Here is a 21,221-nt window from a genome sequence, read left to right on the forward strand (position 1 = left end):
GGCTGGCCGCTTTCATAAGGAGAGATGCCATTTATGCTGAAATGGATCGAGAGCACCGGCAAGACGGAGGACGCCGCCATTGAGGCCGCCCTCCAGAAGCTGGGCCTGGACAGGGACGACGTGTCGGTGGAGGTGCTGGAGCGGGCCAAGTCCGGCTTCCTGGGCATCGGCAGCTGCCCGGCCAAGGTAAAGGTGACCTATGAGGCCCCCGACGAGCCGGAGGAGGCCCCCGCGCCGGAGCCGGTGCGGGAGGAGCCCCGGCCGCGGACGACGAGAAGGCCGCCAAGATCGACGCCTTCCTCACCGGCCTGCTGGAGCACATGGGCGCCGACGCCCGCCCGGTGGTGAGGGTGGACGAGAACGGCACCTACCAGGTGGAGCTGGTGGGCCAGGAGCTGGGCAGCCTGATCGGCCGCCGGGGCGAGACCCTGGACGCCATCCAGCAGCTCACCGGCTACGCGGTCAACCACGGCCAGTCCAGGCGGGTGCGCATCCACGTGGACGCCGAGGGCTACCGCGCCAAGCGGGAGGAGTCCCTGGTGCGCCTGGCAAAAAAGACCGCCGCCAAGGCGGTGAAGTACCGCCGCAACGTGACCCTGGAGCCCATGAACGCCTATGAGCGGCACGTGATCCACACCGCCCTCCAGGAGACCCCGGACGTGACCACCTACTCCATCGGCACCGAGCCCAACCGCCGCACGGTGGTGGCCTACAGCCGCGGGGAGCACCGATAAGCAGTATGAAAAGGGCGCCCGGCCGGGCGCCCTTTTTCCACAGCAGGCGGAATTTTGGGGACGGCGGCCGGCATGTATGCCGGCCCTACGCACAATCCGAATCTGTTTTGTAGGGCCGCCATATATGGCGGCCGCGCCCTGCACCCACTGACCGTGAAGAGGAGGCCCACCGTGAACAAGACTGAACTGCTGAACAAGCTGTCCCGGGACGGCGACGAGCGGCTGCTGCTGGCCCGGACGCTGGACAGGCTGGAGCTGGCCCGCACCCGCAATATCCCGGCCTGCACCGGCTTTTTGTCCCCACAGGAGCGGGCGAGTGTGGAAAACCTGCTGAGCGCCTCCGGCCATCCGGCCCACCTGTTCTACGGCGGGTATGAGGGGGCCGAGCGCACGGTGTGCGCCTTCCTCCCCGACTGGCTGGAGGGGGCGGACTGGGCCGCCGACCCGGACAGCTGCCCCGTGCGGGCCATCCGCTGCACCTGGAGCGGGGTCAGCCTGAGCCACCGGGACTTCCTGGGCGCCATCCTGGGCCTGGGCCTGGATCGGGAGAAGGTGGGCGATCTGCTGGTGGGGGACGGCGTGTGCGACATCCTGGCGCTGGAGGAGATCACCGGCTTTTTGCTTCTCCACCTGGAGCAGGCGGGCCGTGCAAAACTCAAGGCCGCCCCCCTGCCCCTGGACAGGCTGGAGCCCCCGGAGGTGAAGGTGAAGGCCATCCGGGACACCGTCAGCTCCCTGCGGCTGGACGCGGTGGCCGCCTCCGGCTTCTCCCTGTCCCGGGGGAGGGCGGCGGAGCTGATCTCCTCGGGGAAATTCCAGCTCAACCACCGGGAGTGCACCAAGCCCGACCGCCCCGTGGTGGAGGGGGACGTGCTCAGCTGCCGCGGCCTGGGCAAGTGCGCCGTCAAGACCGTGGGCGGCCCCTCCAAAAAGGGGCGCATCATGATAGAATTGGAGCGATATGTGTAATGGAACAGGCAAAGATCGACCGCATCAACGAGCTGGCCAGGAAGGCCAAGAGCGAGGAGGGCCTGACCCCGGCGGAGATGGTGGAGCGGGATCTGCTCCGGCAGGAGTACATCGCCGCCTACCGGGACAACCTCATCGCCCAGCTGGAGAACACCTACATCGTGGAGCCCGACGGCACCAAGCACAAGCTGGGCAAAAGGCCCGACTAAACCAACAGCGCCGTCCTCATTCCAGAGGGCGGCGCTGTTTTGCAGGCGGCGGTCAGGCCGCCGCGGATATCAGAACTTGACGCGCTCAGCAATATAATTTTTGACCTGATCCATGGGAATGCGCACCTGCTCCATGGAATCCCGCTCCCGGACGGTGACGCAGCCGTCGGCGGGGGTGGTGTCGTCGCCCACGGTCTGGAAGTCCAGGGTGATGCAGAAGGGGGTGCCGATCTCGTCCTGGCGGCGGTAGCGCTTGCCGATGGAGCCGGCGTCGTCGTAGTCCACCATGAAGTCCTTCGCCAGCTCGTCCCGCAGCTGCTGGGCGGGGCCGGAGAGAACCTCCTTCTTGCTCAGGGGGAGCACGGCGCACTTGAAGGGGGCCAGGGCGGGGTGGAGGCGCAGCACGGTGCGCACGTCGTCGTTGCCCTTCTTGTCCTGGCCCACCACCTCCTCGTCGTAGGCGTCCACCAGGAAGGCCAGGGTGACCCGGTCGGCGCCCAGGGAGGGCTCGATGACGTAGGGGATATAGTGCTCGTTCTTCTCCTGGTCAAAGTAGGTGAGATCCTTGCCGGAGTGCTCCTGGTGCTGCTTCAGGTCGTAGTCGGTGCGGTCGGCCACGCCCCACAGCTCGCCCCAGCCGAAGGGGAACATGAACTCGAAGTCGGTGGTGGCCTTGGAGTAGAAGGCCAGCTCCTCCTTCTCGTGGTCGCGCAGGCGCAGGTTCTCCTCCTTCAGGCCCAGATCGGTGAGCCACTTGCGGCAGAACTCCCGCCAGTACTGGAACCACTCCAGATCGGTGCCGGGCTGGCAGAAGAACTCCAGCTCCATCTGCTCAAACTCCCGGATGCGGAAGATGAAGTTGCCGGGGGTGATCTCGTTGCGGAAGGACTTGCCCACCTGGCACACGCCGAAGGGCAGCTTTTTGCGGGTGGTGCGCTGGATGGCGGGGAAGTTGACGAAGATGCCCTGGGCGGTCTCGGGCCGCAGGTAGACCTCGGTGCTGCTGTCCTCGGTGACGCCCTGGTGGGTCTTGAACATCAGGTTGAACTTGCGGATGTCGGTGAAGTCGCTCTTGCCGCAGCCGGGGCAGGTCACGCCGTTGTCCCGGATGAAGGCCACCAGCTCGTCGTTGGTCATGGCCTCCACGTTCACGTCGGTGCGGTTGTTCTCGGCGCACCAGCCCTCGATGAGCTTGTCGGCCCGGTGGCGCATCTTGCACGCCTTGCAGTCGATGAGCGGGTCGTTGAAGGTGGACACATGGCCGGAGGCCACCCACACCTCGGGGTTCATCAGGATGGCCGCGTCCAGACCCACGTTGTAGGGGTTCTCCTGCACGAACTTCTTCCACCAGGCCCGCTTCACGTTGTTCTTCAGCTCCACGCCCAGGGGGCCGTAGTCCCAGGAGTTGGCCAGGCCGCCGTAGATCTCGCTGCCCGGATACACAAAGCCCCGGCCCTTGCACAGGGCCACAATCTGCTCCATGGTCTTTTCGGTGTTCTTCATCGGTTGTACTCCTTTTTTTGAATTGAGAATGGATAATGGATAATTGAGAATGAATCCTTTTGCCGCAGGGGCCGGCCCCTTGGCCGGCCCGGCGGGGAAATATCCGCGGCAGCAAAAAAACGCCCCGAGCCGTAAGGCTCAGGGCGAAGCAAGCTCCGTGGTGCCACCTGAATTCGGGGTTATGGATGAAAACCCCGCGCTCAAATCCCATAACGGCGGGAACCGGCGGGGCATTGCCTCCCCGCGGCTCGCGGGCGCCTTCCGCCAGACCCTCGGAAGCCTTTCACCGTCCGGCTTCTCTCTCAGGGCCAGGTCTGCGCGTACTCCTCCCGGTCACTGCCTGTCGCTGGCCGATATTGTATCACGCAAAAAGCCCGCCGTCAAGGCATTTCGGCCCCTATTCCACCAGAATCAGGCCGAAGTGGCTGTGCTCCTCCCCCATCTCCCGCAGGGTGTGGATCTCCAGGCCGTGGGCGCGGGCGGTGGCGAACACGTCGATGCCGCACCCCTCCATGGAGGGGATGGCCTTCCCGGGAAAGCGGCACCCCGCCGGGTCGCAGGAGGGGCACAGCTTGCACGGCCCGCTGCCGAAGGCGAGGGCCTTGTAATACCCCGCCAGGAAGAGCCGCCGGGCGCACTCCCAGGCCATGCGGCTGGCGCCGTAATGGTGGATGCGGAACAGGATGGCGGTGGAATAGCTGTCCAGCACCGCCCGGGTGCGGGTGTAGTCCGGCGCCTCCGGCGGGCAGCAGTGGTTGTGCCCGTAGCTCTCGCACCCGAACTGGCACCGCAGCCTGGGCCACGGCGCGGTGATTACCGTATGTGGGTCGATGACGATGGCCGGGTCGGCCCCGTTTTCCCGCAGATACTCCAGACAGGCCTCCATATCGCCGTCCCTCCTCTCCCCCACAGTGTACTCCCGGCGGGAAAAACCGTCAAGGGGGGAGACAGCATCCACAGAAATATGATATAATGTGGAAAAACAGCCAGGAGGCGATTGTGATGAAACGACCCGCTGTCCGCATTACCCTCATCGACCGGCTGGGCAGGTGCGGCTGCCACCGGGGCCACAAGGTGGGGGACAGCTATGATTTCGACACCCAGCGGGGCCAGCTGTGCCCCATGGCCATGCACGTGGCCTTCCCCTATGTGGATATCCTCCGCTACGGCGGCGCCATCCCCGGCCAGCCGGAGGGTACCGCCACCTTCTGCTGCCCCGATGTGGACACCATCAACGTGTTCAAAATCGAGGTGGAAAAGTAGGGCGCGCCATCCGTATGGACGCGCATTGTGCGCCCGCCTTGTGGAGGCCCAGCCTCCCGACGGTGGCCTGCCCGGCCGGGGCCTACGCGGCCGGCGCCCCGCTTTTGATGGCAAAAGCGGGGGGAAAACCAGCAGGGAGGGGGATTTCGATTTCCCCCTCCCTGCACCCACCCCTTGAAACGACCAATCAGGGGGGAGCTGCGGCTCCCCCCTATTGGATGTACCCCCCGGAGCTGTTCTACAGGTAGCTTACCGGCGGCGAAGGCTTACTTCGTAACGCCTCCGCCGCTCGGATGCCGCCGCGACCGCCCCGGTATTTCGGAGGCATGGCACCGACGGCGGCCCGGCGGGCCAAGTTGGTACAGCGCAACTACTTTCAGGGCTTGCAGGGTAACCCCGATGCGTGCCGCCCAAGGCGCGGCAGCGCCTGTGACAAAACTACCAGGAAAACTTGCGGCGATGCTCGGCCGGTCTTTGCGGGCCAAAGACAGCGCACCGCCGCCATGAGCCCCCGTATTGGGGGCTGGGGTCGAAGGCGCCGGGGGCGCCTTCGATGAAAATCAATGCGAAGCCACCTCAAAATAGGCGAAGCCCCCCGGCCCTTCTTTCTCCCCATTTCTTCGGGAAGAAATGGGGGCGCCCGCCGCGTAGGCGCGTCCCCCGGGGGGAGCCCCCGGTAATCGAGCGGCGCGCCGAGTCGTCGCGCCCCACGGATAGCGGTGGCCGGGCGGGCATTTGGGAACCCCTCATCCGTCATTTGCTCCGCAAATGCCACCTTCCCCCCACAGGGGGGAAGGCTTCGGGCGGAGGATATCCGCCCGTGGGAAACGCCGGTTTTACGGCTGAACCTCAATGGGGATGGCGGTCTGCTCCGTGTCCGTGGTGATGGAGCGGAAGGCGGCGGCGTTGAGCAGTATCAGCAGGACGGTGGCCGCCGCCAGGCCGATGAGCACCCCGGCCACCACCCGCCAGATTCTCCGGCTCCGCCGGTTGCGCTCGGCCAGCAGGCGGTTGAGCTCGGCCAGGTGGGCGGCCACCTGGTCGGGGGCGGGCTCCTCCTCCACCGGGCCGCCCAGCAGACGGCTCACCGGCACCTCCAGCTCCTCGGCCAGGCGGAGGAGCAGCTCCGCGTCGGGCACCGACAGGGCGTTCTCCCACTTGGAGATGGTCTGCCGGGTGACGTGGAGGCGGCCGGCCAGCTCCTCCTGGCTCAGGCCCCTGGCCCGGCGTAAGGTCTTGAGATTGTCAGCGAACATGGATATCATCTCCTTTCCGCCCCAGCATACCCCAAAAACCCCCGTTGCGGCAAGCAACGGGGGCGGACATGGGCGGGATTTCACGTCTGATCCAGCCGGCGGCGGTACCAGACGCAGTTGAACACATCCCCCAGGATGAGGATGTTGCCGCAAAGGTAGAGCCACACCAGCAGGATGATCACCGAGGCCAGGGAGCCGTACACCAGGGAGTACCGGGCGGACAGGCCGATGAACCAGGAGAACAGGGCGGTGGCGGCCACCAGGGCCCCGGCGGCCAGGAAGGCGCCGGAGAGGACGGGGGGCCGGGGCTCCCCTCTGGGGGCGGCCATGCGGTAGGTCAGCAGCACGAAGAGAAGCACCAGCAGGAACAGCAGCAGGAAGCGGAACCACTGCCACTCCCAGGGCATGGCCTCCTCCGGCAGCTCCAGCCGCCCGGCCAGCCAGGAGAAGAGCCACTCCCCGGTGAAGAGCACCGCCACCGCCAGGTAGACGGTGAGCAGGAAGAGCACCGAGAAGGCCACGCTGGCCGCGATGCGCTTCACCCCCCGGTAGCCGCCCCGGCCGTACAGCTCCTCCATCACCCGCATGAGGGTGCGGAAGGCCGCCGAGGCGGAGAACAGGGTCATGCCCGCCCCGGCCAGCAGCAGGGCGGGGGACTGGTTGGTGGTGATGTAGCCCATGTAGTCGGCCAGGATGCCCAGGGTCTCCCGGGGGAGGATGGCGGCGGCGGCGTCCAGCACCGCCCCCACGTCCAGGCGGAGCAGGCCGATGAAGGCGTTGACGCAGATGAGCAGGGGGAAGAAGGACAGCAGCAGGAAGTAGGCCAACGCCGCCGCGGAGCGGGACACGTGCCGGCCGAAGTAGAGCCGGGCCACCTCCAGGCCGAAGCGCACCGGCGCCCAGTCCAGCAGCTTTTTCACGGCCTCCCCTCCCCTCTCCTACCAGCATACCCGCTTTTCCCCGGCCCCATGCCTCCGGAAAAAGCAAAAAAGCCGTCTGCCCGGCAGACGGCTTTTTCATGGGTTCACGCGTTAGGCCAGCTTGTTCAGCTTGATGGTCATGGCGCTCTTCTTGTGCGCGGCGTTGTTCTTGTGCAGCAGACCCTTGACCACAGCCTTGTCGACCGCCTTGACGGCCACCTTGTAAGCGCCCTCGGCCTCGCTGCGGTTGCCTTCGACCACCGCGGCCTCGAACTTCTTGATGTCGGTCTTCAGCGCGGACTTAGCGGCCTTGTTCTGCGCGGCCTTGGTCTTGTTCACCAGGACACGCTTCTTGGCAGACTTAATATTCGGCAAACCAAACACCTCCTCCGATGACGAAATCATATTCTTACACAGTTTGCCCGTGCAGATTCTTATTTTAACAGCCATCGGCCCAAATTGCAACTGTTTTTTTGAACTTTTTTCTCTTTTTTTGTATAGCCCGGCCTCCTTCGCAAAAAATAGGGGTATCAAATGTGCAAAATACCACATCTTGCGGTGCGGAGGGGACGACTATGCTGACATGGAGAACGGATCTGGCCCTGGAGGCGGCCCAGCTCTGGCGGGAGAGCGCCGGGGAGGCGGCTCAGCTGCCGGGGGTGGAGAGCGCGGAGGGGCTGCGGGAGGGCTACCCGGTGACCACGGTGCGCATCCTGGACGGGCGGGGGGAACAGGCCCTGGGCAAGCCGGCGGGCACCTATATCACCCTGGAGCTGGACGGCCTGGCCCACCGGGAGAGCGACGCCTTCGGCCGGGCGGCCCGGGCCTGGCCGCCGAGCTGGCCCCCTCCTCCCCGGATCCCCGGGCCCCCGCCCTGGTGGTGGGCCTGGGCAACCGGCCATCACCCCGGACAACATCGGCCCCAAGGCCGCCGACCACCATGGTCACCCGCCACCTGGTGGAGCAGGTGCCGAGCACTGGCGCCTTCCGGCCGGTGGCCGCCCTGGCCGCCGGGGTGCTGGGCACCACCGGGGTGGAGAGCGGCCAGCTGGTGCGGGCTGTGGCGAGCGCATCCGTCCGGCCTGCGTGCTCTGCGTGGCCGCCCTGGCCGCCCGCAGCGTCCGCCGGGTGTGCCGCACCGTCCAGGTGGCCGACACCGGCATCACACCCGGCTCCGGCGTGGGCAACGCCCGGGAGGCCCTCAACGCCCAAACCCTGGGCGTGCCCGTCATCGCCATCGGCGTGCCCACCGTGGTGGACGCCGCCACCCTCACCCGGGACGTGCTGGCCCAGGCCGGCCGGGAGGAGCTGGAGCCCCACGCCCTGGGAGAGGCCGGCGGGGGGCTGATCGTCACCCCCAGGGACATCGACACCCAGGTTCACGACCTGGCAAAGGTCATCGGCTACGGCATCAACCTGGCCCTCCACCCCGGCCTCACCATCCAGGACGTGGAGCTGTTTCTGAGCTAGCGGCGGGGAATCGCCGTGCCCTGCCGGGCCGGAGGGACAGGTCGCCCATGCGTGGGGCGCGACGACCCCGGCGCGCCATTTGCCAGCCGCCGCGACCTCCATGATAGTTCAGAGGCATGGCACCGACGGCGGCCCGGCCAGCGCGGGGGCACCCCGCCAGACGGGCGACCACAGGTCGCCCCTACGGACGGCGCGCCGAGTCGTCGCGCCCCACGGATAGCGGTGGCTGGACGGGCATCCGGGAACCCCTCATCCGCCCCAGTGCGCGCACTGGGGCACCTTCCCCCCACTGGGGGGAAGGCTTCGGGCGGATGATATCCGCCCCTGCGGGCTTGCCCGTTAAGGATGCTGTGCCCCGCGGGTGCGGAAGAGGAGAACGGCCCCGGCCAGGGCGGTGCACAGCTGGGACAGGGGCACGGCGGCCCATACCCCCGTCAGCCCCAGCGCCCGGGGCAGGAGGAGCAGCAGCGCCAGCAGGGCAGCGGGCTCCCCGTAGATGAGCAGGCAGGCCAGGCGATCCCGCTGGGTGGCATAGCAGTAGGAGGTGGCGGTGCGGGACAGGGCGGCGCACAGCAGGCCGGGCAGGAACACGGGCAGGGCCAGGGCGGCCTGGGCGGTCACCTCCGGGGAGGCGCCGAAGAGGGCGGCGGCCCCGCCCCGCAGGAGAAAGAGCGCCCCGGCGCACACCCCGGCGGTGAGCAGGGCCCCGGCCAGGGTCATGCCCCGCAGGGTCAGCACCCCCCTCTCATCCCCCCGGCCGTGGGCCAGGGAGAGCAGGGGCTGGCTGCCGTCGGTGACCCCCTGGATGAGGAGGAGCACCACGCAGGTGAGATAGCTGATGGCGGCGTAGCAGGCCACGGCGGAGTCGCCGCCGGCCAGGACGGCGCTCTTGTTGACAAAGATCAGGGTCAGGTTGGGGGAAAAGGTGAGGCCGAAGGGGGACAGGGCGGCCCACAGGATGCGCCGGAACAGGGCGGCGTCCCCCAGGGTGGGCTTCTCCCCCCGGCGGAGCATCACCGCCGCGCACACCAGGAAGGTGACCCCCTGGCCCAGCACGGTTGCCGCGGCGGCCCCCGCCATGCCCCAGGGGATCACCCACACGAAGAGCCAGTCCAGCACGATGTTGGAGGCAAAGCCCGCCATCATGGCGGCCATGGCCGCCACGGAGCACCCCATGTTGCGCAGGAAGGGCACCAGCCCGGTGCCCAGCACCTGGAACACCGCCCCCAGGGTCACCCAGGTCAGGTACTCCCGGGCCAGCTCCAGCACCTCCCCCCGGGCGCCGAAGAGGCGGAGCACCCCCACGCCGAAGAGCAGGTAGAGGGCGGTGAGCAGCACCCCCGCCGCCCCCAGCAGGGTCAACCCCGTGCCCAGGGCCCGCCGTCGGCCGGGGAGATCCTCCCCGCCGGTGCACACGGCGTAGCGGATGGCCCCCGCCATGCCCAGGCCGGTGCCCGCGGCCTGGAGAAAGGCGGTGAGGGGGAAGGCCAGGTTCACCGCCGCCAGGGCGTTGTCCCCCAGGGCGTTGCCCACAAAGAAGCCGTCCACGATGGCGTACACCCCGGACAGGGCGAAGGCCAGCATGGAGGGGGCCACGCTGCGGAAAAAGTCCCGCCGGTAGTCCGTCCGCATCACGCCTGCACCTCCCGGAATGTGCGGATGTAGCGGGCCTGGATGGTCATGAGGGTGTCCACCGTGTCCTCCCCCAGGGCCTCCCACACCCGCCGCTCATGGTCTATGATCTCCCGGTGCAGGGGGAGCGCGGCCGCCTCCCCCGCCGCCGTCAGGCGGACGGTCTTGCTCCGGCGGTCTTCCGGCCGGGTCTCCAGGGTTACCCATCCCCGGGCCTGAAACTGCCGCAGGATGGAGTGCACCGTCTGCTTGGACATGCTCCACTGGTCACAGATGTCCCGCTGGGTGCGCCCCCCCTCCGCCAGGGAGGAGAGCACCATCAGCTCAAAGTAGGAGAACCCCCGGGCCTGGGCCCACTCCCCATAGATCTCGTTGTCCTCCCGCCACAGGGCGTAGTAGCGGCGGAGCTTTTCCAGAAAGACGGCGTCGTCCATGCAAATTCCTCCATTGGTCTGTCTGTGGACTATAATAGTCCGAACGGGGACTATTATAGCGGGAGGGGGCGGGAAAGTCAAGGAGTGCGAAATTCAAAAAAGATGTCATCTTTCTTCATGCTTTATACATAATTTTTGTTTATCCTAGGTATCGTTCCAAGGGAACAGCGTGAGTCCGTGAAAAGGAGAGAGCAAATATGTATAACAGTGATTATAACCGGATCCCGGAGGATCGGGAACCGATCGAGACCGAGCAGTTCCACGTCTATGAGGCCGAGCCCCCCAAGCAGAAGAAGCGGAAGGGAGCGGCCCGGTTTGTGGCCCTGGGCCTGTGCTGCGCCCTCATCGGCGGCCTGGCCGGCGGCGGCGGCGTGCTGGCCTACAACCACTTCGCCGGCGGCTCCACCACCATCTATCAGGGCAGCGCCCCCACCACCGCCGTCAACCTTGCCAGCGTGGACGGCCACACCGTCCTCACCCCGGAGGAGATCTACGCCGCCAACCTGGGGGCCGCGGTGGGCGTCAACGGCGACGTGACCACCAACGCGTGGGGCTACACGGTGCGCAATGCCGTGTCCGGCTCCGGCTTCGTCATCAGCTCCAACGCCACCTCCAGCTACATCGTCACCAACTACCACGTGATCAAAAACGTGCAGGACATCAAGGTGTTCTTCGCCAACGGCGACAGCTATGACGCCACCCTGGTGGGCGGCGAGGAGGACAACGACATCGCGGTGCTCCGCATCGAGGTGGGCAACCTCCAGACCGTCACCCTGGGCGACTCCGACGCCCTCAACGTGGGCGAGAACGTCTACGCCATCGGCAACCCCCTGGGCGAGCTGACCTTCACCTTCACCGGCGGCTACGTCTCCGCCAAAGACCGCTCCGTCACCATGAGCGACGGCACCGTCATGAACATGCTGCAGACCGACACCGCCATCAACAACGGCAACTCCGGCGGCCCCCTGTTCAATGAGTACGGCCAGGTCATCGGCATCGTCTCCGCCAAGCTGTCCAGCAGCTCCAGCTCCGAGGCCAGCGTGGAGGGCCTGGGCTTCGCCATCCCCATCAACGACGTGCGGGATATGATCACCTCCATCATCGAGAACGGCTACGTCACCGGCAAGCCCAGCATGGGCATCCTGCTGGACGACGTGCCCCAGGCCGCCCAGCAGTACGGCGTGCCCGCCGGCGCCGAGGTGCTGGCCATCCTGGACGGCTCCGGCGCGGACAACGGCGGCCTCCAGGTGGGCGACATCATCACCGCCGTCAACGGCACCGAGGTCTCGGGCAGCAGCGATCTGCAGAGCGCCGTGTCGGAGTTCTCCGCCGGCGACACCGTCACCCTGTCCATCTACCGCAGCGGGGAGACCACCACGGTGGACGTGACCCTGGACGAGGAGAACACAGACCGCAACGCGGCCATGGATGAGCTCCAGCAGGAGTACAGCGCCAGCCAGCAGCAGCAGTCCCAGCAGCAACAGCAGCAGGGCGGCTACTTCCAGTGGCCCTTCGGCTGGTAACAAAATCCCAGGACAAAACAGCGGCGGCGCACGGATTTCCGTGCGCCGCCGTTTTTTTGCCTGCTATTCCCCGCCGCGGTACTTCCGCCGGGTGGCGATGCCCCCCCGGATGTGCCGCTCGGCCTTGTTCTCATCCAGCACCTGCTTGACCTGGAGGTAGAGGGGCTTGTTGAAGGCGGGCAGCCGCTCGCTCAAATCCTTGTGCACCGTGGACTTGCTGATGCCGAACCTCTGGGCCGCGCCGCGCACCGTCGCCTTGTTCTCTATGATGTAGAGCGCCAGCTGGCAGGCGCGCTCCTCGATGTTCCCTTTCACACAGCAACACTCCCCCGAATTTGTTCTCTCGGGGGATGTATATGCGCCGGCCGGGGTGGTTATGAAAAAGCTGCGGCGGGGGGCATCGGCCCCCGCCGCAGCTTTTTTGCGCGGATATGGTTCAGGAACGGCGATCAGGTCTTACACATTAAATCGGAACAGGACAATGTCGCCGTCCAGCCCCACGGAACTGCGTTCCGCGGGGGCCCCAGATTTCAACTCAGCCAGGGCGGAGTGAATCCGCCCTGGCCCAAGATTTTGGCCGGGGCCAAAACGCTTGTACGCGCAGAGCGCGTCCCGCCTTCGGCGGGTTCCACATGAAGGACGGCGATTGGGGCTTACACGTTGAACCGGAACAGGACAATGTCGCCGTCCAGCCCCACTCAACTGCGTTCCGCGGGGGCCCCAGATTTCAACTCAGCCAGGGCGGAGTGAATCCGCCCTGGCCCAAGATTTTGGCCGGGGCCAAAACGCTTGTACGCGCAGAGCGCGTCCCGCCTTCGGCGGGTTCCACATGAAGGACGGCGATTGGGGCTTACACGTTGAACCGGAACAGCACGATGTCGCCGTCCTTCATGACATACTCCTTGCCCTCGGAGCGGACTAACCCCTTCTCCTTGGCGGCGGCCATGGAGCCGCAGGCCATGAGGTCGTCGAAGCTGACCACCTCGGCCCGAATGAAGCCCCGCTCAAAGTCGGTGTGGATCTTGCCGGCGGCCTGGGGGGCCTTGGTGCCGTTGGTGATCGTCCAGGCGCGGCACTCGTCCTCGCCGGAGGTGAGGAAGGAGATCAGGCCCAGCAGGGCGTAGCTGGCCTTGATGAGCCGATCCAGGCCGGACTCGGCGATGCCCAGGTCGTCCAGGAACATCTTCTTCTCCTCCGGCTCCAGCTCGGCGATCTCCGCCTCCAGCTTGGCGCACACGGGGATCACCTGGGCCCCCTCCCGGGCGGCCAGATCGGCCACCTGCTGATAGTAGGCGTTGTCGGCGTAGGCGGCGAAGCCGTCCTCGTCCAGGTTGGCGGCGTAGATGATGGGCTTGAGGCTCAAGAGCTCCGAGGTGGCGATGAGGGCGGCGTCGTCCTCGTCGCACTGGAAGGAGCGGGCGGAGTTGCCGTCGTTGAGCCAGTCCTTCAGGGCGGAGAACACCTCCACCTCGTGGAGGAACTTCTTGTCCCCCTTGGCGGCCTTCTGGGCCTTGTCGATGCGGCGCTCCACCATCTCCACGTCGGCCATGATCAGCTCGATGTCGATGACCCCGATGTCCCCCACCGGATCCACCGGCACGTTGGTGCTGGTGTCGGCCACCACGTGCATGATGTTCTCGTCGTCAAAGCAGCGCACCACGTGGACAATGGCGGCGCACTCCCGGATGTTGGCCAGGAACTTGTTGCCCAGGCCCTGGCCCTGGCTGGCCCCCTTCACCAGGCCGGCGATGTCCACGAACTCCACCACCGCCGGGGTGGTCTTCTTGGGGTGGTACATCTCGCTGAGGGCGTCCAGGCGGTGGTCGGGCACCGCCACCACCCCCACGTTGGGGTCAATGGTGCAGAAGGGGTAGTTGGCGCTCTCCGCGCCGGCGTTGGTAATGGCGTTGAACAGGGTGCTCTTGCCCACGTTGGGCAGGCCCACGATGCCTAATTTCATCTCTATCCTGCATCTCCTTAATGATCACAATTCCAACAGGGCCGGGGCCCATACAGTAAAAGCATTGTAACACGCGGGCACCGTTTTCTCAATAGAAAAGTTGTCCGCCGGCGCGGTCATTCCCCGGCTTTGGACTGGTGGAAATAGTCCAGCAGCTCATAGAGGATGCGGATCTCCCGCTCCGTCAGGCCGGACAGGCTGAGGTGCCCGGCGGATTCCAGCCCCAGGATGAAGTCGGTGGAGACGTGGAACAGCCTGGCCAGCTCAATGATATACACGGCGGTGGGGGCGGACAGCCCGCTCTCCCAGGCGTTTACGGAAGACCGCGTGACGGAGAGCCGCCTGGCCAGCTCAGACTGGGAATAGCCGGCCCGCTCCCGCAGGATCCGAATGGTATCGCCGATCATGCCATCACCCCTTTTGTCCATCTTACAGGACTTCTTGTGACAATAAATTGTCATACAATGTATTGATTTATTGACAAACGGCGGCGGAAGTGCCATAATGGAGCCGGTATTTCGAAGATGGAAAGGATGGTTCTGACATGAAGCAGCGTATTCTCACCCTGGCCGCCCTGGCCTGCATGCTCCTCACCCTGGCGGCCTGCGGCGGCGGGCAGCAGGCCGCCGGCCCCGACGCCGCAGAGCCGGCCCAGACCACAGCGCCCGCGGCCATGAGCAAGGAGGACTACCAGACCGAGGTGGAGAATCTGAGCGCCGACATCGCTGACGCCATGACCGCCATGGGCAGCCTGTCCATCACGGACGAGGAGTCCGCCCGTACCGGCGTGGACACCCTGCGCTCCATGGCCCAGCCCTTCCGGGACTTCGCCGCCATCCCCAATCCCCCGGAGGAGTGGGCGGAGGGCCACGGCAAGATCGCCGAGGGCTGCACCCTCTTTGCCGACTCCCTGGAGGGGCTGTGCGACAGCGCCATCGGTGTGCTGGACGGCGAGATGGATCAGGGGGCGTATGCCGCGGCCATCACCGACTACAGCACCAGCCTCACCGACGCCGCGACCCTGATCACCGAGGGCCTCGGCATGCTGGAGATGTAAGCCGGCACCGTGCCGGTGCGCCCGGAAAAGGCCGCCCCTGCCCACAGGCAGGGGCGGCCTTTTCCGTCCCGTCGGCGGCGCGTCCCGCCGGGACGCAAACTTTCCTGCCGCCCCCCTTGCTTTTCCGGTGGGAAGCGTGTAGAATCGTATTCGCTCCGCCCGCGGAGGCGGAATTGAGATTTTCAAGGAGGGGTTTCCATGGGACTGCTGCGCCAGCCCACCGGCGACATCACCCAGGGCGTGATCTGGAAGCAGCTGATCGGCTTCTTCTTCCCCCTGTGGTTCGGCACCTTTTTCCAGCAGCTTTACAACACGGTGGATACCCTGGTGGTGGGCCGCTTCGTGGGCAAGGTGGCCCTGGCCGCCGTGGGCTCCACCGGCGTGATCGTCAACCTGACCGTGGGCATCTTCACCGGTCTGTCCGCCGGCGCGGTGGTGATCATCGCCCAGCAGTTCGGCGCCCGGAAGTGGGAGGACGTGCACAAGAGCGTCCACACCACCATGCTGCTGGGCGTGATTGTGGGCGCGTTCTTCATGGCGGCGGGCTTTATCCTCACCCCCTGGGCCCTGCGGGCCATGGGCACCACCCAGGAGGCCATGCCCGGCGCGGTGCTCTACCTGCGGGTCTACTTCCTGGGCATGGTGCCCAACGTGGTGTACAACATGGGCACCGGCGTGCTCCGGGCCATCGGCGACTTCCGCCGGCCCCTGTACTTCCTCATCGCCGCCTCCGGGTGCAACATCGTGCTGGATCTGCTGCTGGTGCTGGTGTTCCACCTGGACGTGGCCGGCGTGGCCATCGCCACCATCTGCTCCCAGCTGCTGTCCGCCGTGCTGGTGGTGGTGGCCCTGCTCCGCTCCGAGATGACCCCCTATCAGCTCTTCCCCCGGCAGCTGCACATCCACCCGGAGCCCATGAGGGGCATCCTCCACATCGGCGTGCCCACCGCCCTCCAGTCGGTGATGTACAGCGCCTCCAACATCGTCATCCAGGCCGCCATCAACTCCTTCGGCACCGACACCGTGGCCGCCTGGACGGCCTACGGCAAGATGGACGTGATCTTCTGGATGACCGTCACCGCCATGTCCCAGTCCATCACCACCTTCGCCGGGCAGAACTACGGCGCCGGGCAGTACCAGCGGGTGAAAAAGGGCCTGTGGGTGTCGGTGGGGATGCTCAGCGTCTTCACCATCGGCATCAGCGCCGTGTTCTTCTTCCTGGCCCGGCCCATCCTCACCATCTTCACCCCCGACGCCGCCGTGCTGGACATCGGCGTGGACATGGTGCGCTTCCTGGCCCCCTGCTACATCACCTACATCCTCATTGAACTCATCGCCGGCGCCGTCCGGGGGGCGGGCAAGTCGGTGGGGCCCATGCTCATCGACGTGTTCGGCGTGTGCGGCCTGCGCCTGGCCTGGCTCTTCCTGGTGGTGCCCGTCCACCACACCCTGACGGTGGTCATGGCCAGCTACCCCATCACCTGGACGGTCACCTCCGTGGCCCTGCTGATCTACTACTTCTTCGGCCGCTGGCTCAGGGAGCCCCAGCCCGCGCCGTAAGGGCCGCCCCCGGCACGCAGCCGCCGCAAGCGCCATGGTATTTCAGGGGCGTGGCACCGATGGCATCGTCGGCCCAAGCTGCGGATCGTTCGCTTCCGCGTAACCGCGAAAGCTCATTCCCTTCGCTGGGCCTCCTCTCCCCACGACGACCACTTCGTTGGGTCGCCGCGGGGGCCCCATTGGGCGCACCTGGTACAGCGTAGCGGCTGTCAGGGCCTGCCGGGTGTCCGGCGCGGGCCGCCCGAGGCGCGGCAGCGCCTGTTACGAAAGCAAAAAAGGAACCGGGCGTGGATGCACGCCCGGTTCTTGCCCTGTCTGTACACCTTTCCGCCGCCGTGAACCCCCGTACTGGGGGGCGCCGGGGGGACTTTCCCCCGGCCCCTTCTTTCCCACCGCTTTCTTTGGAAAGAAAGCGGTGCCGCCGGAGGCCGGGCCTCCATCGTCGGCACAAGTTACGGATCGCTCGCTTCGCCGCAAGCGGCAAAGCTCGTTCCCTCCACTGTGCCCTTGCTCCCGTCGCGGCATTGCGATTCCCGGGCCAGACTGGCCCGCCAATCGCGCCGCTCCTTTTCCCCGGCTTGCTTTATCCGCCATTGGCGGCGCTTCGCCGGGGAACTCTCCCCACCGAACCCGCTGCGCAGCCGTTGGCGGCTTTGCCGCCTTACGGATGCGGCGTGCCCCTTGCGGGTACTTCGCTGGGCTTCGGCGGGGGCCCCATCTATGGCGACCACAGGTCGCCCCTACGGACACGGCAGTTGGCACGCGCGCCGGGGTCGTCGCGCGCCACGGGCCGGTGATTCCGGGGGCGGGGGGATGATATCCACCCCAACAGGGTGGGGCAGTTATCCGCCGGCCGGGCAGGCCCCGCCCTACCCCTCCAGTTCCAGGAGCACCTGCCCGGCGGAGCGGGCGAAGAGCCGGGCGGCGGCGAGGGCCTCCTGGAGGGTGTTGCCGTGGGTGCCCACCTCCACCAGCACCGAGCCGGTGGACAGCTGCTGGTTGTACCGGGAGGAGCGCATGGTCATGGGCCGGGCCAGGGTGGGATAGAGGTTGTTCATGCTCTCCTGGAGCCTGCAGGCCAGGGCCAGGTTCTCCATCCAGCTGGGGTGCTCGCCCCCCTCGCTGGAGCCCAGCACCAGCATGACCTGGGCGGTGTCCACCCCGTCGATGCGGGTGACCGCCTTGTAGACGGTGCCGTCCTCCCCCACCAGGGCGTCCCGGTGGACGTCCAGCACGATTTTGATGGTGGGGTACTGCGCCAGGTAGTTCTTCACCGCCTCGGCGGAGCGGTCGTAGGCCCCGCTGTACCTGGGGTAGTCGTAGAGGGTGGTGTCGTGCACCACGCTCAGGCCCAGCTCGGTGAACACCCGCTCCATCTCGTCCCCCACCCGCACCATGTTGTAGTTCTCGTCCAGGGTGCGGGTGTTGTTGTCCGAGGGCTCGTAGATGTCCGTCCCGTCGGGGGTGTAGGCCTCGCTGCCGTGGGTGTGGATGATCAGGATCTGGGGCCCGTCGCCGGACAGGGTGATGTTCACCGGCGCGGCGGCCGCCGCCGCCAGATCCACGTCCAGCCCGGTGCGGTTATAGAGGTAGATGCCCCCCGCCGTCACATAGCCCTGGGGGCTGGTGGGCACCAGGGTGCGGGCCACGATGTCCCCCGGGGCGGCGGTGGTCTCCGGCGGCGGCTCGTTCACGTCGTCGTGATCCTCGGCGGGCTGCCCGGCGGGGAGATCGGGGGTGTCCGCCGCCTCCGCCCCGTACTCCGCCGCGGCCTGCCCGCCCGCCAGCAGCAGCGGTGACTGCCGCACCACCAGGCGGCCCCAGCCGTCCAGGCCCGCCAGGGGCCCGGTCTCCCCGGGGGCCTGTCCCAGCTCCAGGGCCAGGGCGGCGGAGACGAAGCCCGGGTTCTCCCCCAGGCCCCGCAGGGCCCCGGCGGCGGAGCCCCCGCCCGACACCAGCAGCAGGGCCCACACCGCCAGGGTGGCAAGGAACAGGGCGGCGCTCCGCCGCAGCAGGCGGCCCCATCGGATCTTCGGCTTCATACGGCATCATCATCCTTTGTAGTGGGATGGTGATCTCTATGCCCCGGGGCGGCAGATTATGCTACACTTCCCGGAATGTGTCCGCTTGACTTTTCGCGTCAATCCGATATAATGACTTTTACAGTTGTACAGGTTGTATGGAAAGTCTGAAAAGAGGTTCTTTATGAGTAGAATTGCCATTGCCACCGACAGCAACAGCGGCATCACCCAGGCCCAGGCAAAGGAGCTGGGTATTTTTGTGCTGCCCATGCCCTTCTATATCAACGACGAGCTGTTCCTGGAGGACATCACCCTGACCCAGGAGCAGTTTTACCAGAAGATGGAGGAGGGGGCCGACGTCAAGACCACCCAGCCCGCCCCCGGCGACGTGATCGAGTTCTGGGACAAGATCCTCCAGGACTACGACGAGATCGTGCAGATCCCCATGTCCAGCGGCCTGAGCAGCACCTGCGAGACGGCGGAGATGCTCTCTGAGGACTACGGCGGGAAGGTGCAGGTGGTCAACAACCAGCGCATCTCCGTCACCCAGCGGCAGTCCGCCCTGGACGCCCTGGCCCTGGCCGCCGCCGGGTGGAGCGCCAGGGAGATCAAGGAGCTGCTGGAAAAGACCAAGTTTGACTCCGACATCTACATCACCGTGGACACCCTGAAGTACTTAAAGAAGGGCGGCCGCTGCACCCCCGCCGCCGCCGCCATCGGCACCGTGCTGGGCATCAAGCCGGTGCTGCGCATCAAGGGGGAGAAGCTGGACTCCTTCGCCAAGGCCCGTGGGTGGAAGGCCGCCAAAAAGACCATGCTGGACACCGCCCGGAAGGTGATGGACACCGACTTCGCCGACTGCCACGGCCCGGCGGATCTCCACATCGCCGTGGCCTACACCAGCACCCGGGAGGAGGCCGAGGCGTGGCGGGCCGAGCTGGAGGAGGCCTTCCCCGGCTACGACATCCACATGGATCCCCTGTCCCTGTCGGTGGCCTGCCACATCGGGCCCGGCGCCCTGGCCGTCACCCTCACCAAGGCCATCCACATCTGAATCGGAACAGAAAAAATCCCGCTCCGGTATTCCGGAGCGGGATTTTTGATCTGCGATCAGCTCAGGTAGGACAGGGGGTTAACCGAGGTGCCGTTGATCTTCACCTCAAAGTGGCAGTGGTTGCCGGTGGAGCGGCCGGTGGAGCCCACCCGGGCGATGGGCTGGCCCTGATAGACCTTGTCGCCGGCGGAGACCAGCACGCTGGAGCAGTGGCCGTAGTAGGTCTGCTTGCCGTTGCCGTGGTCGATGATCACCAGGTTGCCGTAGCTCCACATGCTGCCGGTGGCCCGGCCGGCGAACACCACCGTGCCGCCGTCGGCGGCGGCGATGCTGGTGCCGTAGGAGGTGGCGATGTCGATGCCGCCGTGGTAGCTGTAGGAGCCGAAGATGGAGCGGTAGCCGAAGTAGGAGGTGATGTTGCCGTACACAGGCCAGATGAAGTACCCGTTGGGCAGCCAGGAGGGCCGCACCTTGGTGCCCACCGCGATGACCTTGTTGGTAGCCTCCCGGGTGACCTGGGTGGAGAGCACGGTGCGCTCCTGCTCCACGCCGTTGAGATAGGCGATGTCGGCGTTGACGATCTGCTCGCCGGGGACGCCCGCGTCAATGACCCGGGACTCGCCCTGGTACATGGAGTCGTCCTCCACCTCCACCACCGGGCAGGCGATCTCCTCGGTGTAGGTCACGTTGTCCACCGTCTTGACGGAGAGGAAGGGGATCTCCTCCTTCACGTTGAGCAGCTGGCCGATATAGATGACGTTGATGTCCACATCGGGGTTGAGCTCGCTCATCTCCGAGACGGTCATGCCGTTGTCCAGGGCGATCTGCATGAAGGTGTCGCCCGCCTGCACCTCATACACGGTCTGGCCGTTGGTGTTGGCGGTGAGGGCGGCCAGCATGGCCGCGGGATCCTGGTTCACGTCGGAGGCGGTGTACTCGTGGGTGATGTACACCCCGGAGGTGAACTCCGCGGACACCGTGTTCTCCGTGGTGTAGGCGGCCTTGATCTGCTCCAGCACCGCGTCCAGGGTCGCCCGATCCTGGGCCGCGCCGATGAACTGGCCGTCCACCGTGAGCACGTAGCTCTTCATCACCTCGCCGATCTGGTCGAAGAGATAGGTCTCAAAGTCGGCGATGGGGGTGATGCTGTCCCGCTCCGTCAGGGCGGGGGCGTAGCTGATCTCCCCCGCAATGTCGTAGTCATAGCCCAGGATTCCGGTGGCGCGGGACTCCACCCGGTTCACCACGGCCTCAAACTCAGCGGGGGCAGTGACGGTGCCCAGGGGCACGCCGTCCAGCGACACCACGTAGCTGGGGGTGTAGACCGTGCCCACCACGGCGGCCACGCCAAGCACGGCGGCGGCGGCCAGCAGGTGGAGCGGATTGACCACCCGGCGGCCCCCGGCGGTGGCGGCGTCCAGCTTGTGGCGCAGAGGCGCCAGCCGGGCGCGCAGGGCGTCGGCGCCGCCGGTCAGCCTGGCGCGCAGGGGCGCCAGAGAGAGACCGGATTCCTGGGCCTCCTCATGGCCTGTGTGCAGGAGTTCATCCATGAAGAAAAACCCTCCTATTCAGATTCTGTGGTTTGGGGCGCCGGGGCGCGAAGCCCCCGCCCGTAACAGTTGGAAAACGAAAAGTTACAAATGGTTACAATGCGTA

21 protein-coding genes, 1 pseudogene and 1 other annotated feature are annotated in these 21,221 nt (G+C 66.5%); of the genes and pseudogenes, 10 read left to right on the forward strand and 12 right to left on the reverse strand.

Annotated elements, in window-relative coordinates; genetic code table 11:
* Positions 1–33 precede the first annotated feature (33 nt).
* The 4 genes from B5E42_RS19645 to B5E42_RS11405 all read left to right on the forward strand — a co-directional run bounded on the left by B5E42_RS19645 (position 34) and on the right by B5E42_RS11405 (position 1,912).
* Positions 34–348 carry a Jag N-terminal domain-containing protein gene (locus tag B5E42_RS19645; RefSeq protein ID WP_242967111.1) on the forward strand — a complete coding sequence of 105 codons (315 nt, stop codon included), beginning with the start codon at positions 34–36 and terminating at the stop codon, positions 346–348.
* Positions 321–734: an RNA-binding cell elongation regulator Jag/EloR gene (jag, locus tag B5E42_RS19650; RefSeq protein ID WP_242967112.1), complete on the forward strand. Its 414-nt coding sequence runs from the start codon at positions 321–323 to the stop codon at positions 732–734. The genes B5E42_RS19645 and jag overlap by 28 nt, the downstream gene beginning before the upstream one ends.
* A gap of 171 nt (positions 735–905) precedes the next feature.
* Entirely contained in the window at positions 906–1,703 is a 798-nt protein-coding gene (locus B5E42_RS11400) for a YlmH/Sll1252 family protein (protein WP_087239741.1), read from the forward strand.
* On the forward strand, positions 1,703–1,912 hold the full coding sequence (locus B5E42_RS11405; RefSeq protein ID WP_087239743.1) for a DUF896 domain-containing protein: 210 nt from the start codon (positions 1,703–1,705) through the stop codon (positions 1,910–1,912). Before B5E42_RS11400 ends, B5E42_RS11405 begins: the two co-directional genes overlap by 1 nt.
* 69 nt (positions 1,913–1,981) lie before the next feature.
* Here the strand turns inward: B5E42_RS11405 and B5E42_RS11410 are convergent, their stop codons facing one another.
* Positions 1,982–3,415: a glycine--tRNA ligase gene (locus tag B5E42_RS11410; RefSeq protein ID WP_087239745.1), complete on the reverse strand. Its 1,434-nt coding sequence runs from the start codon at positions 3,413–3,415 to the stop codon at positions 1,982–1,984.
* 136 nt (positions 3,416–3,551) lie between these two features.
* Positions 3,552–3,761, reverse strand: a binding site (T-box leader).
* Positions 3,762–3,812: 51 nt separating this feature from the next.
* Positions 3,813–4,301, reverse strand: a complete 489-nt coding sequence (locus tag B5E42_RS11415; protein ID WP_087239747.1) for a DUF2284 domain-containing protein — start codon at positions 4,299–4,301, stop codon at positions 3,813–3,815.
* Positions 4,302–4,417: 116 nt separating this feature from the next.
* Here B5E42_RS11415 and B5E42_RS11420 point away from each other — a divergent pair, with 116 nt between their 5' ends.
* Positions 4,418–4,678 carry a TIGR04076 family protein gene (locus B5E42_RS11420; RefSeq protein ID WP_204244411.1) on the forward strand — a complete coding sequence of 87 codons (261 nt, stop codon included), beginning with the start codon at positions 4,418–4,420 and terminating at the stop codon, positions 4,676–4,678.
* An 836-nt stretch (positions 4,679–5,514) separates the two neighbouring features.
* Here B5E42_RS11420 and B5E42_RS11425 read toward each other — a convergent pair.
* The 3 genes from B5E42_RS11425 to rpsT form a co-directional block, all read right to left on the reverse strand.
* Positions 5,515–5,934 carry a helix-turn-helix transcriptional regulator gene (locus B5E42_RS11425; RefSeq protein WP_087239749.1) on the reverse strand — a complete coding sequence of 140 codons (420 nt, stop codon included), beginning with the start codon at positions 5,932–5,934 and terminating at the stop codon, positions 5,515–5,517.
* A gap of 80 nt (positions 5,935–6,014) precedes the next feature.
* On the reverse strand, positions 6,015–6,854 hold the full coding sequence (locus B5E42_RS11430) for a YihY/virulence factor BrkB family protein (protein ID WP_087239751.1): 840 nt from the start codon (positions 6,852–6,854) through the stop codon (positions 6,015–6,017).
* Between the two features lie 111 nt (positions 6,855–6,965).
* Complete coding sequence (rpsT, locus tag B5E42_RS11435; RefSeq protein ID WP_009260539.1) at positions 6,966–7,229, reverse strand: 30S ribosomal protein S20; 264 nt, start codon at positions 7,227–7,229, stop codon at positions 6,966–6,968.
* Positions 7,230–7,437: 208 nt separating this feature from the next.
* Here rpsT and gpr point away from each other — a divergent pair.
* A pseudogene (gene gpr / locus B5E42_RS11440) lies at positions 7,438–8,324 on the forward strand (GPR endopeptidase).
* A 339-nt stretch (positions 8,325–8,663) separates the two neighbouring features.
* Here gpr and B5E42_RS11445 read toward each other — a convergent pair.
* Together B5E42_RS11445 and B5E42_RS11450 are read right to left on the reverse strand one after the other, a co-directional pair.
* The gene (locus B5E42_RS11445) at positions 8,664–9,956 is read right to left on the reverse strand and encodes an MATE family efflux transporter (RefSeq protein WP_087239753.1); all 1,293 of its coding nucleotides are present in this window, start codon (positions 9,954–9,956) and stop codon (positions 8,664–8,666) included.
* Positions 9,956–10,390 (reverse strand): MarR family winged helix-turn-helix transcriptional regulator, encoded by a 435-nt coding sequence (locus B5E42_RS11450; protein ID WP_087239755.1) that lies wholly within the window; start codon positions 10,388–10,390, stop codon positions 9,956–9,958. Before B5E42_RS11450 ends, B5E42_RS11445 begins: the two co-directional genes overlap by 1 nt.
* Positions 10,391–10,587: 197 nt before the next feature.
* Between B5E42_RS11450 and B5E42_RS11455 the strand changes: the two genes are divergently transcribed.
* Positions 10,588–11,913, forward strand: coding sequence for a trypsin-like peptidase domain-containing protein (locus B5E42_RS11455; protein ID WP_087239757.1), 1,326 nt, complete (start codon positions 10,588–10,590; stop codon positions 11,911–11,913).
* A gap of 63 nt (positions 11,914–11,976) precedes the next feature.
* On the opposite strand, the gene spoIIID is transcribed toward B5E42_RS11455, so the two are convergent.
* The 3 genes from spoIIID to B5E42_RS11470 form a co-directional block, all read right to left on the reverse strand.
* Positions 11,977–12,228 (reverse strand): sporulation transcriptional regulator SpoIIID, encoded by a 252-nt coding sequence (spoIIID, locus tag B5E42_RS11460; protein ID WP_087239759.1) that lies wholly within the window; start codon positions 12,226–12,228, stop codon positions 11,977–11,979.
* Between the two features lie 535 nt (positions 12,229–12,763).
* Positions 12,764–13,873 carry a redox-regulated ATPase YchF gene (ychF, locus tag B5E42_RS11465; protein ID WP_087239761.1) on the reverse strand — a complete coding sequence of 370 codons (1,110 nt, stop codon included), beginning with the start codon at positions 13,871–13,873 and terminating at the stop codon, positions 12,764–12,766.
* 116 nt (positions 13,874–13,989) lie between these two features.
* The gene (locus B5E42_RS11470) at positions 13,990–14,301 is read right to left on the reverse strand and encodes a helix-turn-helix transcriptional regulator (protein ID WP_242967113.1); all 312 of its coding nucleotides are present in this window, start codon (positions 14,299–14,301) and stop codon (positions 13,990–13,992) included.
* 116 nt (positions 14,302–14,417) lie between these two features.
* On the opposite strand from B5E42_RS11470, the gene B5E42_RS11475 reads away from it, so the two are divergent.
* Together B5E42_RS11475 and B5E42_RS11480 are read left to right on the forward strand one after the other, a co-directional pair.
* On the forward strand, positions 14,418–14,930 hold the full coding sequence (locus B5E42_RS11475) for a hypothetical protein (protein ID WP_087239763.1): 513 nt from the start codon (positions 14,418–14,420) through the stop codon (positions 14,928–14,930).
* Positions 14,931–15,128: 198 nt separating this feature from the next.
* Complete coding sequence (locus B5E42_RS11480) at positions 15,129–16,490, forward strand: MATE family efflux transporter (RefSeq protein ID WP_087239765.1); 1,362 nt, start codon at positions 15,129–15,131, stop codon at positions 16,488–16,490.
* An 869-nt stretch (positions 16,491–17,359) separates the two neighbouring features.
* Here B5E42_RS11480 and B5E42_RS11485 read toward each other — a convergent pair.
* Complete coding sequence (locus tag B5E42_RS11485; RefSeq protein ID WP_087239767.1) at positions 17,360–18,532, reverse strand: stage II sporulation protein P; 1,173 nt, start codon at positions 18,530–18,532, stop codon at positions 17,360–17,362.
* 163 nt (positions 18,533–18,695) lie between these two features.
* On the opposite strand from B5E42_RS11485, the gene B5E42_RS11490 reads away from it, so the two are divergent.
* Positions 18,696–19,565, forward strand: a complete 870-nt coding sequence (locus tag B5E42_RS11490) for a DegV family protein (protein ID WP_087239768.1) — start codon at positions 18,696–18,698, stop codon at positions 19,563–19,565.
* Between the two features lie 56 nt (positions 19,566–19,621).
* Here the strand turns inward: B5E42_RS11490 and B5E42_RS11495 are convergent, their stop codons facing one another.
* Complete coding sequence (locus B5E42_RS11495; protein ID WP_087239770.1) at positions 19,622–21,115, reverse strand: M23 family metallopeptidase; 1,494 nt, start codon at positions 21,113–21,115, stop codon at positions 19,622–19,624.
* Positions 21,116–21,221 lie beyond the last annotated feature (106 nt).

The sequence above is a fragment of the Flavonifractor sp. An10 genome (assembly GCF_002161215.1).
Lineage (GTDB): Bacteria > Bacillota > Clostridia > Oscillospirales > Oscillospiraceae > Flavonifractor > Flavonifractor avistercoris.

Bases quoted from the DNA above. Each gene is read 5' to 3' on its own strand.
- B5E42_RS11405 (WP_087239743.1), top strand. From the start codon at position 1,703: ATGGAACAGGCAAAGATCGACCGCATCAACGAGCTGGCCAGGAAGGCC.
- B5E42_RS11445 (WP_087239753.1), bottom strand. From the start codon at position 9,956: ATGCGGACGGACTACCGGCGGGACTTTTTCCGCAGCGTGGCCCCCTCC.
- B5E42_RS11485 (WP_087239767.1), bottom strand. From the start codon at position 18,532: ATGAAGCCGAAGATCCGATGGGGCCGCCTGCTGCGGCGGAGCGCCGCC.
- B5E42_RS11450 (WP_087239755.1), bottom strand. From the start codon at position 10,390: ATGGACGACGCCGTCTTTCTGGAAAAGCTCCGCCGCTACTACGCCCTG.
- B5E42_RS11410 (WP_087239745.1), bottom strand. From the start codon at position 3,415: ATGAAGAACACCGAAAAGACCATGGAGCAGATTGTGGCCCTGTGCAAG.
- B5E42_RS11420 (WP_204244411.1), top strand. From the start codon at position 4,418: ATGAAACGACCCGCTGTCCGCATTACCCTCATCGACCGGCTGGGCAGG.
- B5E42_RS11475 (WP_087239763.1), top strand. From the start codon at position 14,418: ATGAAGCAGCGTATTCTCACCCTGGCCGCCCTGGCCTGCATGCTCCTC.
- B5E42_RS11470 (WP_242967113.1), bottom strand. From the start codon at position 14,301: ATGGACAAAAGGGGTGATGGCATGATCGGCGATACCATTCGGATCCTG.
- B5E42_RS11495 (WP_087239770.1), bottom strand. From the start codon at position 21,115: ATGGATGAACTCCTGCACACAGGCCATGAGGAGGCCCAGGAATCCGGT.
- B5E42_RS11490 (WP_087239768.1), top strand. From the start codon at position 18,696: ATGAGTAGAATTGCCATTGCCACCGACAGCAACAGCGGCATCACCCAG.
- B5E42_RS11425 (WP_087239749.1), bottom strand. From the start codon at position 5,934: ATGTTCGCTGACAATCTCAAGACCTTACGCCGGGCCAGGGGCCTGAGC.
- B5E42_RS19645 (WP_242967111.1), top strand. From the start codon at position 34: ATGCTGAAATGGATCGAGAGCACCGGCAAGACGGAGGACGCCGCCATT.
- ychF (WP_087239761.1), bottom strand. From the start codon at position 13,873: ATGAAATTAGGCATCGTGGGCCTGCCCAACGTGGGCAAGAGCACCCTG.
- B5E42_RS11455 (WP_087239757.1), top strand. From the start codon at position 10,588: ATGTATAACAGTGATTATAACCGGATCCCGGAGGATCGGGAACCGATC.
- jag (WP_242967112.1), top strand. From the start codon at position 321: ATGGGCGCCGACGCCCGCCCGGTGGTGAGGGTGGACGAGAACGGCACC.
- B5E42_RS11415 (WP_087239747.1), bottom strand. From the start codon at position 4,301: ATGGAGGCCTGTCTGGAGTATCTGCGGGAAAACGGGGCCGACCCGGCC.
- B5E42_RS11480 (WP_087239765.1), top strand. From the start codon at position 15,129: ATGGGACTGCTGCGCCAGCCCACCGGCGACATCACCCAGGGCGTGATC.